Origin of the sequence: Brunnivagina elsteri CCALA 953, from assembly GCF_002289455.1 — a bacterium.
Lineage (GTDB): Bacteria > Cyanobacteriota > Cyanobacteriia > Cyanobacteriales > Nostocaceae > Brunnivagina > Brunnivagina elsteri.
On the sequence record NZ_NTFS01000183.1, the window covers coordinates 1 to 12,840 of the forward strand.

16 protein-coding genes are annotated in these 12,840 nt (G+C 43.6%); 10 read left to right on the top strand and 6 right to left on the bottom strand.

Annotated elements, in window-relative coordinates:
• On the bottom strand, window positions 1–508 hold a 508-nt coding region (locus tag CK510_RS16410; protein WP_095722729.1), incomplete at its 3' end, for an IS607 family transposase.
• Window positions 509–576: 68 nt separating this feature from the next.
• On the bottom strand, window positions 577–789 hold the full coding sequence (locus CK510_RS16415; RefSeq protein ID WP_095722730.1) for a YgaP family membrane protein: 213 nt from the start codon (window positions 787–789) through the stop codon (window positions 577–579).
• A 627-nt stretch (window positions 790–1,416) separates the two neighbouring features.
• Between CK510_RS16415 and CK510_RS16420 the strand changes: the two genes are divergently transcribed.
• From CK510_RS16420 to CK510_RS16450, 7 genes are all read left to right on the top strand, one after another.
• Window positions 1,417–1,773 (top strand): hypothetical protein, encoded by a 357-nt coding sequence (locus tag CK510_RS16420; RefSeq protein WP_095722731.1) that lies wholly within the window; start codon window positions 1,417–1,419, stop codon window positions 1,771–1,773.
• 34 nt (window positions 1,774–1,807) lie between these two features.
• On the top strand, window positions 1,808–2,701 hold the full coding sequence (locus CK510_RS16425; RefSeq protein ID WP_095722732.1) for an alpha/beta fold hydrolase: 894 nt from the start codon (window positions 1,808–1,810) through the stop codon (window positions 2,699–2,701).
• A gap of 91 nt (window positions 2,702–2,792) precedes the next feature.
• Window positions 2,793–3,416, top strand: a complete 624-nt coding sequence (locus CK510_RS16430; RefSeq protein ID WP_095722733.1) for a Tll0287-like domain-containing protein — start codon at window positions 2,793–2,795, stop codon at window positions 3,414–3,416.
• Window positions 3,417–3,449: 33 nt separating this feature from the next.
• Window positions 3,450–3,974 (top strand): DUF3122 domain-containing protein, encoded by a 525-nt coding sequence (locus CK510_RS16435; protein WP_095722734.1) that lies wholly within the window; start codon window positions 3,450–3,452, stop codon window positions 3,972–3,974.
• A 73-nt stretch (window positions 3,975–4,047) separates the two neighbouring features.
• Window positions 4,048–4,533 (top strand): DUF4079 domain-containing protein, encoded by a 486-nt coding sequence (locus CK510_RS16440; RefSeq protein WP_095722735.1) that lies wholly within the window; start codon window positions 4,048–4,050, stop codon window positions 4,531–4,533.
• 119 nt (window positions 4,534–4,652) lie between these two features.
• A complete protein-coding gene (locus tag CK510_RS16445; protein ID WP_095722736.1) occupies window positions 4,653–5,171 on the top strand; it encodes a rhodanese-like domain-containing protein in 519 nt (172 codons plus the stop codon).
• Between the two features lie 64 nt (window positions 5,172–5,235).
• Window positions 5,236–6,129, top strand: coding sequence for a damage-control phosphatase ARMT1 family protein (locus CK510_RS16450; protein WP_095722737.1), 894 nt, complete (start codon window positions 5,236–5,238; stop codon window positions 6,127–6,129).
• Between the two features lie 54 nt (window positions 6,130–6,183).
• Here CK510_RS16450 and CK510_RS16455 read toward each other — a convergent pair whose 3' ends face one another.
• The 4 genes from CK510_RS16455 to CK510_RS16470 form a co-directional block, all read right to left on the bottom strand.
• Window positions 6,184–7,263, bottom strand: a complete 1,080-nt coding sequence (locus tag CK510_RS16455) for an NAD(P)H-dependent flavin oxidoreductase (RefSeq protein WP_095722738.1) — start codon at window positions 7,261–7,263, stop codon at window positions 6,184–6,186.
• A 199-nt stretch (window positions 7,264–7,462) separates the two neighbouring features.
• Window positions 7,463–8,308, bottom strand: coding sequence for a sulfite exporter TauE/SafE family protein (locus tag CK510_RS16460; RefSeq protein ID WP_095722739.1), 846 nt, complete (start codon window positions 8,306–8,308; stop codon window positions 7,463–7,465).
• On the bottom strand, window positions 8,305–8,850 hold the full coding sequence (locus tag CK510_RS16465; RefSeq protein WP_095722740.1) for a rhodanese-like domain-containing protein: 546 nt from the start codon (window positions 8,848–8,850) through the stop codon (window positions 8,305–8,307). The genes CK510_RS16460 and CK510_RS16465 overlap by 4 nt, the downstream gene beginning before the upstream one ends.
• A 61-nt stretch (window positions 8,851–8,911) precedes the next feature.
• A complete protein-coding gene (locus CK510_RS16470; protein WP_095722741.1) occupies window positions 8,912–9,601 on the bottom strand; it encodes an MBL fold metallo-hydrolase in 690 nt (229 codons plus the stop codon).
• A 214-nt stretch (window positions 9,602–9,815) separates the two neighbouring features.
• Here CK510_RS16470 and CK510_RS16475 point away from each other — a divergent pair, with 214 nt between their 5' ends.
• The 3 genes from CK510_RS16475 to CK510_RS16485 all read left to right on the top strand — a co-directional run bounded on the left by CK510_RS16475 (window position 9,816) and on the right by CK510_RS16485 (window position 12,691).
• On the top strand, window positions 9,816–10,529 hold the full coding sequence (locus tag CK510_RS16475; protein WP_095722742.1) for a 4Fe-4S dicluster domain-containing protein: 714 nt from the start codon (window positions 9,816–9,818) through the stop codon (window positions 10,527–10,529).
• Complete coding sequence (locus CK510_RS16480) at window positions 10,526–11,572, top strand: heterodisulfide reductase-related iron-sulfur binding cluster (protein ID WP_095722743.1); 1,047 nt, start codon at window positions 10,526–10,528, stop codon at window positions 11,570–11,572. Before CK510_RS16475 ends, CK510_RS16480 begins: the two co-directional genes overlap by 4 nt.
• A 63-nt stretch (window positions 11,573–11,635) precedes the next feature.
• The gene (locus CK510_RS16485) at window positions 11,636–12,691 is read left to right on the top strand and encodes an FAD-dependent oxidoreductase (RefSeq protein ID WP_095722744.1); all 1,056 of its coding nucleotides are present in this window, start codon (window positions 11,636–11,638) and stop codon (window positions 12,689–12,691) included.
• Window positions 12,692–12,840: the final 149 nt, after the last annotated feature.

A 12,840-nucleotide genomic window follows, 5' to 3' on the forward strand; every position in this document is an offset into this window, starting at 1 on the left:
TAATCTCTAGCACGTCCGCAGCGAGGTCTTCCTCAAACGTGGCATCTTCTTTTTTATTGAGGATAACTACTTCTACTCCGTGGTATTCACAAATAGCAAAAATCAACTCTGACCCAAACCGGAGCAAACGATCTTTGTGACTGATAACCAACCGTGAAACGTCACCATCTAAAAGTGCTTCAATTAACTTCTGTAAGCCTTTTTTTCGATAGTTCATGCCACTGCCTAAGTCTCGAATAACTTCGTAGTCCCATTTCTTAGATTGGCAATAGGCAGATAAGACCATATCTTGACGGTCGAGATCAGCCTTTTGATCATGACTACTAACTCTGGCGTAAGCGATTGTACGACCAACTTTTTCTTCTAAAAAATCTGACAGCTTGTAACGCCGATGACCTCCCTCAGTCCTGACAGATTTAATCTTTCCTTCTTTTTCCCAGCGTCTAATCGTATCCACACTGACAGCTTTTAGGTCTGCTACTTCACCAATGGTCAAAAACCTATCCATAATTTACCTAGATTAACCATCTATAATCATAGGTAAATCTAGGTAAAATATCAACAGATGATTACCCTTTAAAGTTGCTCTTTGGGCTGGCTGGTACGAATTCCCAGGAGGCTATAAAGACCGCAAAATCCTACTAAACCCGTTACCAGCAATACACCACCCGCAACAATTAGCCCGATGCCTAAAGCAGAGGCACTGTAAGGAAACAGTCCTAAATAAAACAACGCCGAAGCCAAAAGTAAGCGAATCAGGCGATCTAACGAACCAACATTTGTTTTCATGGCTGAAATCTCCAATATTGAGCGAATTGCAAAAACCTTGTTGCACGGCTATGAAACAGCAACTGTCAAGGGAATCAAAATTTTTTGTAACTTTACCTTCATAGTATAACCAACTAGTCATATAGTAATAAGTATCTTTAGGAGGATGTTTTTCACTCCCAGTTTGGCTATTTTTAAGTTAAGTTGGAAAAACGCTGAACGATTTAAACGGGTTTCAATACCTTCGCCAAAAGTATGAATGGCAAAAACCTTTTTGCTGTCAAGGTTTTCAGCTAAAACAAATATCGGTTTTATCTGTTAGGCTACGACTTTAGAGTGCTTATATATTAAGGATTTCAACGTAAAATACTGTGCGAGAATACCGGACACAGTTTTTAAGTTATCTGAAATTGATAAAGGCTATATCACTCATACGAAAAAATCTTGTTTCTACAAGCTTTGATACTACGTCATCACTCATAAATTTGGCGAAGATATTGCTATGAGTAACCTATTTTTATTACGTTTTACATCGAAGTTAATCAATTAGTTCAATTTATACAAGAAATCAACTAATCGGTTGTCAGACTAATAGCAGTCGCCAAAAATATTGAAGAAAAAACGAAAAAACTACAGAGGGCTATTGAAATGAGTACCCAAGATGATTCCCAAGATTCTATTCCGCAATATGACGCGCACATCATTCCGGCTGAATCTGTCGCACGTCAGCATCGAGAAGGTAAGGACTTTGGTCATACCTCTCATGAAGAAGCTGACGGCACATCAAGCCAAGCAACAGCAGGCTACACGGTAGATAAAGAAGGCTTGCTCAATAACTACGCGATCGAGCCAGAAATGTACGTCAATGTTCCTGGCGATATGCAAGAGCAAGCAGTACAGGAAAAAGCAGAATATGCCCACCAGTTGCAGGAATTGTCTGAGGATGAGGACGGTAAGCTGACCACAGAACATGATTGGCGGCACAAAGGTCCAGGCTTGATTTAGCGCACGCAAGAAATTTAACCAGGATAGGGAACTGATGTTTATACCTCGCGGTTTTGGTGAATGCTCGATCACAACTAAACTAGGCAGAATGGTTTATTACACGGCTCAAGGAGGACCGTGGGATGAATGTAGATCAAAAGAAACATTAGTCTTTCTGCACGGCTTTGGTGGGGGTTCCTCCGCTTACGAATGGTCAAAAGTTTATCCAGCTTTCGCCGCAGAGTATCAAATCTTGGCACCCGATTTGATTGGCTGGGGGCGATCGGATCATCCTACCCGCAGCTACACAGCCGAAGATTACATCGCGATCATCACAGAATTTATGGAGCAGACCTGTCCTGTTCCCACGACTGTCATTGCCTCGGCTTTGACGGCGGCATTCACAATTCGTGCCGCGATCAAACGCCCTGAATTATTCAAGTCATTAATTGTCACGACCGTCGCTGGTTTAGCTGAGTTTGGGCAAGACTATCGCCGTAGCGGTTTTGCCCAGTTTGCTCAATCTGTGAATATCCCGTTTCTCAATCAACTACTTTACGGTACAGGCGTGGCAAATAGCTTTGGCATTCGTAGCTTTTTAGAGCAACGCCAGTTTGCTGATGCAGCGCGAATTTATCCTGAAATTGTTGAGGCGTATCTCCAATCGGCTCAACGCCCCAACGCGGAGTATGCAGCACTTTCATTTGTGCGGGGAGATTTGTGCTTTGACTTGTCTCAATACATCACAAAGTTGACGGTTCCCACTGCCATGATTTGGGGCAAAGGCAGTGAGTTTACTAGCCCTGATATCGGTCGTAAACTGGCTGAAATGAATCCTCAAGCCATTCGTCGCTTTTACTATCTGGACGATGTGGGATTTACGCCTCAGCTAGAGCAACCTGCGGTGACGATCGGGCTTATTCGCCAAATATTGCCCTTACTGGAATAAGGGGTTAACTAGCCGGAGGTGACGATAGATACCGAACTAGACCTGATATAACGTGTTCCATTCAATCAACTTATTTCAGGAGCAAGAACCGATGCACAAGTTATCTCAATATGTTCTAAGCCTTGTACTGATGATCGGTGTCAGCCTGCTGCTGCTCAGTTGGAGTCCAGCGAATGCCTTAGCCGCTCCAGTCATTCCTAATCCTAACGAGTTGGCACAGGCTGTCCAAGAAATTGAATCTCTGGATGCCATGCGCTCTGGGCTAGCTTCTTCCCTGGAAGGGAGTACCGAAGTACCCACGATGCAAACCATGAAAGAGGTCTGCCGTCCAATCGGAATGCGAGCTATCCAACTCAGCCAAGAGAATGGCTGGCAGGTCAAACAGATTGCTAAGAAATATCGCAATCCAGACCACGCCCCAGGCAACTTGCACGACCAAATTGCGTTGGCAAAATTCAACCAAGATCCAGAACTGATTGGTTTTTGGGATCGAGAAACCCTGGATAAGCAGACAGGAACACGCTACTACCGCCGCATTAATGTGGAAGCTAGTTGCCTTGCCTGTCATGGTTTGAAAGACCGTCGCCCGCAGTTTGTTAAAGATGGCTACCCTCAAGATTTAGCGTATAACTTCCAGGTTGGCGACTTGCGCGGGATGTATGCCGTTTTCATTCCCGATGATATCCAAAAAGCAATTCAAAAAGCTGTCAATTAATGATGATCTCAATTAAGTCAAAGAGTAGTGTCAATGAAAACTGTTTTACGTTTTATCGGATCAACCTTCATACTCGGAATGCTAGTTTGGGCGCTAACGATTAATTTGGCGATCGCTCCATCTCAGGCTGCCATTCGCCAGTTAGAAGAAGCACCAGGGCAGATGGTCTACCAGTCTCGCCAAACGCTCAAGGATCAACAGGGCAATAGTTGGCAAGCGATCGCCTTCAAACGGACTCACCCCGATCGCACAGCCACTCTTTACTTGCGTCTAGTTGGGTTCCCAGGAACTGCAAACCTCGATCACTCGCAGTCACTAACGCTCACCGACTCGATGGGCAAAACCTTCACTGCCGCAGATGTATCCCACGATATGTTTATGGATCAAATCCAGATGGAACCTGATGCAGGACAGTATGATTTACAGCCGATCTTGATGCAGTTAGAATCGGCGATCCCATTGCGGCTCGTCCTTCCAACCCTTGACCAATCAAAGATTATCCTGAATGTTTCTCCTAATGTTGTTGAAGAATGGCGATCGCTAACTGTTCAAAAGTAATCTTTTTGTAACTAGATAGCTATGAAGCAATAAATCGATTTTAAGATATACAAATACTTTGGAGATAAGCATCATGAGTTCAGAAATTTTAGCAGTTCTCAAGCCCTATCTCAGTTTTTTTCACCCTGTTACTATGTGGATCTTGCTGGTTGTTGCGCTCTATGCTATGTACCTGGGTGTGCAAGTCCGACGGACGAGGCTGGCAGATGGCGATATCAAGAAAGAATTGGTCAAAGGTCGGTTTGCCATCCGGCATCACCAAATTGGCTCCATCCTCCTGGCGCTGATGGTGATGGGTGCCATCGGGGGAATTACTGTCACCTACCTCAATAATGGCAAGATTATGATTGGACCCCACCTGTTTGCAGGGTTAGGGATGGTGGGGTTGATTTCTACTTCTGCGGCGCTGGTTCCCTTTATGCAGAAGCATGACTGGGTTCGCAGCATCCACGTTTCACTGAATCTGATTCTGCTGGGATTGTTTGGCTGGCAAGCTGTGACAGGGGTGCAAATTGTGCAAAAGATGGTGAGCCAGATGATGAAGAATGGTGCAGCATGAGAAAGTTCTATCAGATACCGATATAAATCTTTATCAATCTGTGATCGCGTAACTGCCCACCATAGGCGATCGCCCTTAGTTAAAATACCTGCGATCGCTACCCACTTTAGGAGAAATTTATGAAGTTTAAAAAGTCAATCCAAACTCTACTGCTCGGAATTGTTTTGTCTTTCTGTCTCTTTTTAAGCATTCAACAAAACTTGATGGCATCGGAAATTTCCACTTCATCAGACTCAATGGCTGAAACCGATATTGTGTCAGATCAGAAAGGATTTCCTAAATTGGAATCAGCCGTAGATCAGTATCTCATGTCAATACCATCGGGATATTACACGATCGCTAAGGTTGAAGACTTAAAAAGTTTGATGGCAAACCGTCAGCCGTTATTGGTTGATGTGCGAGAGCCATCAGAGTATAAGTCTGGTCATATCCCTGGCGCAACCAATATTCCGATCCGAACGCTAGCTCGTAATTTAAGTAAAATTCCCAGCGATCGCCCTGTAGTGCTGTACTGTTCCGCCGGTTATCGATCGGCAATGGGAGTGATGACACTGCATCTGCTTAATTATGATAATGTCCAGGGTTTTCCACCTAGCTTTGCAGGTTGGAAAGATTCAGGGGAGGCGATCGCCAAGTGAAGAAAGGCAAATCTGATCAGGGCATCACATTAATTCAAAAGCTTTATCTGTTGGAGATATCCCAATGAAGACCTCATTAGATTGTATTCCCTGCATCTTGCGCCAATCTCTGGATGCAGCTAGGTTGGCTTCTACTAATCCATCTGTTCATGAACAAATCATCCGTGATGTCCTTATTCGGGCTGGAGAGATGGACTTAAATCAATCGCCCCCGGCAATGGCGCAACTTATCCATCGCCGGTTGCGCGAGATCACAGGGGTGGATGACCCTTACCGTGATGCAAAAGACTGGCAAAATCGAATAGCTATGGAATTGATACCGGCACTTAGGGCTGAGATCGAGTCTGCCAATGATCCGTTATTGATGGCAACCCGTCTAGCGATCGCCGGAAATGTCATTGATATGGGCAGTAATGGAAATCTTACAGAAGCAGATGTGCGACAGGCTTTGAATCAAGCAATGGTAGAGCCATTTTTCGGAGAACAGGACAGGTTTCGTCAGGCGATCGCCAAAGCGAAATCAATCTTGTATCTGGCTGATAATGCAGGCGAAATCGCTTTCGATCAACTTCTGGTTGAACAAATTTCGCCAGAGCGGGTGACGTTCGCCGTGCGAGGTAGTCCTGTAATCAATGATGCCACCCTTGCTGATGCGCGAACGGTAGGGCTTGATAAAATTGTCAAGGTTATCGACAATGGTTCAGATGCTCCAGGTACCATCTTAAATGATTGTCGTCAGGAATTCCGCCGTCGCTTTGCCGATGCCGACTTAATTATTGCTAAGGGTCAGGGAAATTTTGAGACTCTCAGCAATGAACCAGGCAATATCTTTTTCTTATTCAAGGTCAAATGTGCTGTGATCGCTGATCTCGTTAATCAACCTATAGGTATGCAAATGTTGGTACAATCAAGTCTTAGTTCGGACTTACGCACTCCTTACCAGAAAACAAGACTTTGAGATTGCTTCCTTACGTCGCAATGACGGAAATACCTAGTCCGTGCGTAAGTCCTGTTAGTTAACAAGTTCCCTAATTAATTCTGCAACAGACATCATACATTCAGCACGTCCAGCATTACTGCCAGCAAAAATTAGACCGTTTTCTACATCACCACGGGCAGCATTATCTAATGCTTGAACAATACAATAGGTTTCTTGATGATCTCGGCATTGGCAAACCTCTAAACAGTTAGCGATACAACGTTTTTCTAAATCTGGAGAAAGAGCGATCGCTTTTTCCACAAAAGTGTTTTTTAATGCCCTTCCCGGCATTCCCACGGGAGAAGGTACAATTACCACATCTTCTGGATTGGCATGAAGATGAAACTCCTTGTAACGAATATCTGCATCACATTCATCAGTGGTAATAAAGCGAGTCCCCATTTGTACCCCTTTCGCACCCAAAGCTAACATCCGCTCAATATCAGCGCGGTTCCAAACACCACCTGCTGCAATCACTGGAATATCTGTACCCACTTCTGAATGCAGATATTCTACCAATTCTGGAATTACTTGCTCCGCATTCAGGGCAACATTACCTAACTCTTGGTATTTTGCACCCAAATGACCCCCCGCAGTATTCGGGTTCTCTACCACAAAGGCATCAGGTAAACGTCCATAATGACGTTCCCACTTCCGGCAAATCACCTTAGCCGCGCGGGTACTGGAAACAATTGGCACTAGCGCCACATCCGGATAATTAGCAGTATGTTCTGGTAGGTGCAATGGTAAACCAGCACCAGAAATCACTAAGTTAACGCCATGTTCCACAGCTGTACGTACCAGAGTTTCATTATCTCGCGCTACCACCATCGAGTTAATCCCAATCACCCCATTTGGACTGATTTGCCGAGCTTTCTGGAGTTCATCAATTAATGCCAAGCGATTTGCTTCAAATAGCTGATGTTTTCTTTGTTTCAATGCAAAATAGGGAGAATTAAGCCCTAATCCCACAGATGAAACAATACCAATACCACCCGCATTCGCCACGGCACCAGCCAGATTTGCCCCAGAAATTCTGATTCCCATTCCCCCTTGAATAATCGGGTAGCGGGGAGTATGTTTACCAATACGTAGAGGTGGAAGTGTTATCATAATTTGATTTCTAATTTGTTAACTATGAAGTTTTAAAAGTTACTAGGAGAGCAAAACGTCTTCTTTGTGTCTAGCCGAGATGTGTTGGTGGTTTATTTTTTGACTACTAAGGTATGAAAACACCAAGTCTTTTCCATGTGGCAAGATAGTAGAGAGATATCACATGCAGAAAGTATATAGCTCAATAGTTATAAAAAAATTAAACTCTAGAATGACGCTGTATTATCCTTGCAGTGCTATGATTTTCCACCCGCGAAGACTGGGGACGCTGATGATTTTGCACCAAAACTAAAGCTGCAACTGCAAGTAAAAAATAACCAAAACTTTTCTGAAGTCGATTCGCTGGAACAAATTCAGCCAAATATGCACCGAAAATCGTCCCGATACTAGCAGCCACAATGAAAGATAACATTAAGTTCCAGTCTAAAGAAACATGTCCCAAGTAACCCAAAAAGCCTGCAACTGAATTAAATACAATAATTAATAAGGATGTGCCGATCGCTTGTTTCATAGGTACATTTCCCAATAGTACCAAAGCCGGAACGATGGCAAATCCACCCCCAACACCAACTAACCCAGTTAGCACCCCAACCGCTAAACCTTCAGTTATTAACCACAACCAGCAATACTTGCACACAGGTGGGGGATAGAATGCCAGTGTATCATCTGCTGCCACAGGCTTGGAGCTACGGCGAATCATAAATACCGCAGCCACCAACATCATGATTGCAAACAGCGTCATTTGAAAGGTTTCCGTAACCACTGGTAGGGTAGCAATTTTTGCCCCCACAAATGCCCCCACCATCGTTGCAGAACCGAAGATAAGTGCTGTCTTGAAATTAACATTTTTGGCTCGCCAGTGGGGAATTACCCCCAATAAGCTCACAGTACCGACAATTACCAAAGTCATGGCGATCGCAGATTTTGGAGGTATGCCCATGACGTAAACTAGAATTGGTAGCGCTAATACTGAACCACCACCACCAATTAAACCCAAGCTAATGCCAATACAAGCAGCTAGTAAATGCCCAATAATCCAAGTCATACCCGACTCCGTTGATTATAAGGAAGTTTTGCTAGTAGTATTCCTAACGCACAAGTATCTGTAATTCCCGCAAAAATTAATCCGGCACTCACGAAACCACTCAGAAGCAGGAACCAGGGAGAAACAAATGCTCCCAATAATGTGCCGATAAATACCAAAGAACCAGCGACAATTTGCACCTGTCGCATTAAACTAATGGGAGCATTTTGATTAATTTTAGTCGGATAACCTGCTGCTTTCCAAGCACCCAGACCCCCTTCTAGGTGGTTTACTTTGGTAAATCCAGCATCAAAAAGCTTTTGACCAGCCATTGTGGAGCGGTTCCCGGAACGACAGTAGAGAATTACTTTCGTATCCTCATCTTGGGGAACTTTACGCGGATCGAAGTTGGAAAGGGAAACCAAGGTTGCTCCGGGGATATGCTCTTGAGCATATTCACCAGGTTCACGGACATCTATGAGTGTGACAGCTTGTTGCTCAAGTAATTTTTTCAGAGTTTGAGCATCAACGGTTTGTAATTTGTTTACGCGGGAAGTAGTCATTGTTTTTTATACTTAGGAATGTAGATTTTTAAACGCAGAGTCAGTACAGAGGGTGATTTGCTTACGCAGCAACGCTACCACATCGCTGATTAGCAGGTACTGCTTCCATAATCTTTTTGGGATTAGGTAGATTTAGGTTTGCCATTAATTGGATAAATTCATCACGGTTACGTCCCACAAACCGGGGATTCCACTGTTTTTCTTCCCCAATAGTGGAAACTGTGTTACCGCGATAATCATGACCGGGATAAACTAAGGTTGTATCAGGTAATGTAAATAACTGTTGAATGGCATCATACATCATCCCTGCATTTCCACTCTGGAAATCAGTGCGTCCACAACCACGGATTAACAACGAATCTCCAGTCAGCAAATGAGTACCATTGACTAAATAGGCATTATGACTATCAGTATGACCGGGAGTTGCGATCGCTTCTACCTTCACACTCCCCATTTCTAATATTTTCCCATCCTTCATTACACTGTCTGCACATACAGCTTGGGCATTTTCCGGGACAATTCCCAAACAGCCTGTAGCTTCCCGTAGTTTAGCAGTTCCAGTAATGTGATCGGCGTGGATGTGGGTTTCTAGGCAGTATTTTAACGTTAATCCTAGTTCTTTGAGTAATTGGCGATCGCGCTCCACTTGTTCTAATACCGGATCGACCAAAATCGCAGTTTTAGCCTCTAAATCAGCAATTAAATAAGTATATGTACTTGTTTCTGGATCGAAAAGTTGGCGGAATAACATAATGACTAACTCCAGACAGAATTTATTATCCAATAATATGACTATACAGTAATATAAAAAACATGTCCAGTTAGTAAAGCAGTTATTAATAACATTACAAAACTTTACTTGACTCTCATATTACTGTATGGTTATATGAGACATGCGATAAAATCCTGATTGAATTCAGTATTGTGGTGGAGAGCGCAAAGATAGTAATTAAGAGGGGTTCTCTATGGGCAAATTATTTAACGAGCTTAAAAAAGACATATTGTATCAACATGGGATGAATGCCTGTCTGAATTGCGGAGTCTGTACGGCAGTTTGTCCCGCAGCAGAATTTTATGATTATTCCCCCAGGGAAGTCATGAACACGGTACAGTCTGAGGATGACGAACTGATTGAGGAATTACTTAAATCAGACAAGATTTGGTATTGTGGACAGTGTTTTTCCTGTAAAACTCGATGTCCAAGAGGTAACAGTGTAGCTTCCGTAATTTTAGCTCTCCGCAGACTTGCCATTCGTCACGGTTATTTTGCCGAGTCGGAAAAAGGCAGACAGCAATTAATCGCCAAGCGAGTGTTTGGGGAAAATATGCTGAAACGAGGCTATACTCTGCTGGCAGAAAATATTACTCCTGACCACTTCCCGGAATTAGGGGAGAATTGGGAATATTATTATGAACACATGGCAGAAATGCGGGAATGGTGGGGAGTACCGATGGATTTGGAAAACAGTGCTGGTTCTCACCGAGTCATTCCTGAAGCAGATATGGAGGAATTGAGAGCAATTTATCAAACCACCGGAGCAGTTTCTTTGATGGATGCAGTGGAACAAGGCATGGAAAAGAAACTGGGAAATAAGACAGAGGTTGAAAACTATTGGCAAACCTGGTTAGAAACTGGTGATAGCAGAAACTACGAAATTAAAGGAGAAGACAAAAAATGAAGTTAGCAGGAAAAGCAAAGGCTTGGGAAAAACACCAGAAACACGTACCAACGGTAGATGAAGCAGGTGGAAAGATTTGGGGATGCTTCCGTAGTTGTTTCCTCCAAAGTGCTGCACCTTACACCGAAGGCATTGCTTACAAAATCTTGAAAAATGACCTGGGTATAGACTTGCGGGAAGCCGCAGGACATACTTCCTGTGGGGCTATTGGATATCATGGCGATGTATCCACCCTGGAAACTCAAATGGTGATAGCAGCGAGGAATTTTTCTGTAGCTCATCATGAATTGGGTGTGGATAATCTGTTCTCTTTCTGTGTGACTTCTTTTGCTAACTACACAGAAGTAATCAAACTCTGGGAAGAAGAACCAGAATTACGTGAATATACTGAAAAAGCTTTAAAGGAAACAACAGGAAGAGAATTCTGGATTCCCCATGTTTCTGGCGGTAAACCCTCGGTGGTTCATGCTTCCGATGTATTCTTTGCGAATCGTCATAAACTCGCTGCCAAGGCGAAATATAGTTTAAAGGGAATCAAAGCGACGGATCATGTCGGCTGTCACTATGCGAAGATATTCCCTGACCATGCGATGGGAGGGGCTGAGTTTCCCCAAGTATTGGTGGGGATATTGGAAGCTTTCGGTGCGGAGGTAGTGGATTACCCGGAACGGAGACATTGTTGTGGCATGGGATTCCGGCAATGTGCTTTTCCAGAGAACCGTGATTATACGGCGGGAAGTGTGTATAAAAAGTTGAAGAGTTTGAAGGAAGCACATCCAGATTGTAAGTTGATTCTAACGAACTGTCCTGGTTGTACAGTGTTCTTGGATGCGGAACAGGGAACCATTAAGGATGTGTTGGAAGAGGAATTCAATGTTAGTATTCTTGACTATGCCCAATTGACGGGGTTGTTGTTAGGTTATGACCCATTTAAGGATTGTGGGTTGAATGCTAAGGCTGTGGCGATTGAGCCTTTGTTGGATATGATTGGTATTCCTTATGACAGGTCGAAGTCTGCCGAAGAAAGAAGAAGACCTTTTTAAATTTTAGATTTTGAATTTTGGATTATGGATTATTTTTTCTAATTAGCTTTTAAGGGTAAAACCATGAGCAAAAAAATAGTAGTAATTGGTGGTGGTGTCGCTGGGATGGCTGCTGCGGGGAAGTTGAGGGAATTTGGTTATGATGTGGTGTTGATTGAAAAGGCTGAGGAGTTGGGGGGGAATGTCAAGAATTGGTATAAAGTTTTTCCTGATTTTACGGATGCTTCGGAGATTATCGATAAGCTCAAGGGGGAGTTAAATGGGACAAGGGTAGTAAAGGAGGCTATGGTAAAAAGTATTACAGGCTCTGCACCCAATTTCCAGGTGACTATATCTACGGGTGAGGAAATCGACGCGGCAGCGATTTTGGTTGCAACGGGATTTAAGCCTTTTGATGCTGCTTTGAAGGAGGAGTATGGGTATGGAATTTATGATAATTCGATTACTTCTATAGAATTGGATGCAATGTTAAAGCATCACTGCGTCAAAACAGCGTCGGGGAAAACACCAAAGAAAGTGGCGATGATTCACTGCGTAGGTTCACGGGATGAAAAGGTAAATAATAATTACTGTTCTCGTGTCTGCTGTACGAATACAATTAAGCAGGCGATGGAGATAAAACAACAAATCCCTGATTGTGATATTTACTGTTTATACATGGATATCCGGGTATTTGGTCGGGGTTACGAGGAACTATATAGAACATCCCAAGAAAAGTATGGTATCCAGTTTATCCGGGGACGACTGTCTGAAGCAAATGAGAAGCCTGACAGTAGTTTATTGCTGCGGGTGGAAGATACCCTGATTGGTAAACCCATGCGGTTAACGGTGGATATGCTGGTGTTGATGGTGGGAATGGTGGGGAATTCCGATTTATCTGAGGTTGCAGGTTTAAATGTGGGGTGCGATCGCTTTTACACTACAGCCCATCAACAATACTCTAATAATGCTTCTGCCAGAGTTGGGATTTTCCTTGCAGGGACGGCTACCGGACCGAAGGCTATTGTTGAGTCTATCACCGATGGACGGTCTGCGGCGGCGGAAATCGCTGGTTTTCTCTCCCATTTCAACCGGGTTCATGTCAGCAATGGTCAGTTAGTGGGTAATTTAATATTCTAGTTCCGTGGGGGATAAGATAATGGCAGCAAAAAAATGTTTCTTTGGTATTAAAACAGACCGCCAAATCGATGGCGACAAGATGAACCGAGCCTTTATGGATAAGGTTTTGGTGGAGGGAGGGGAGAGTGCAGCAATTAATGCTTGTATGC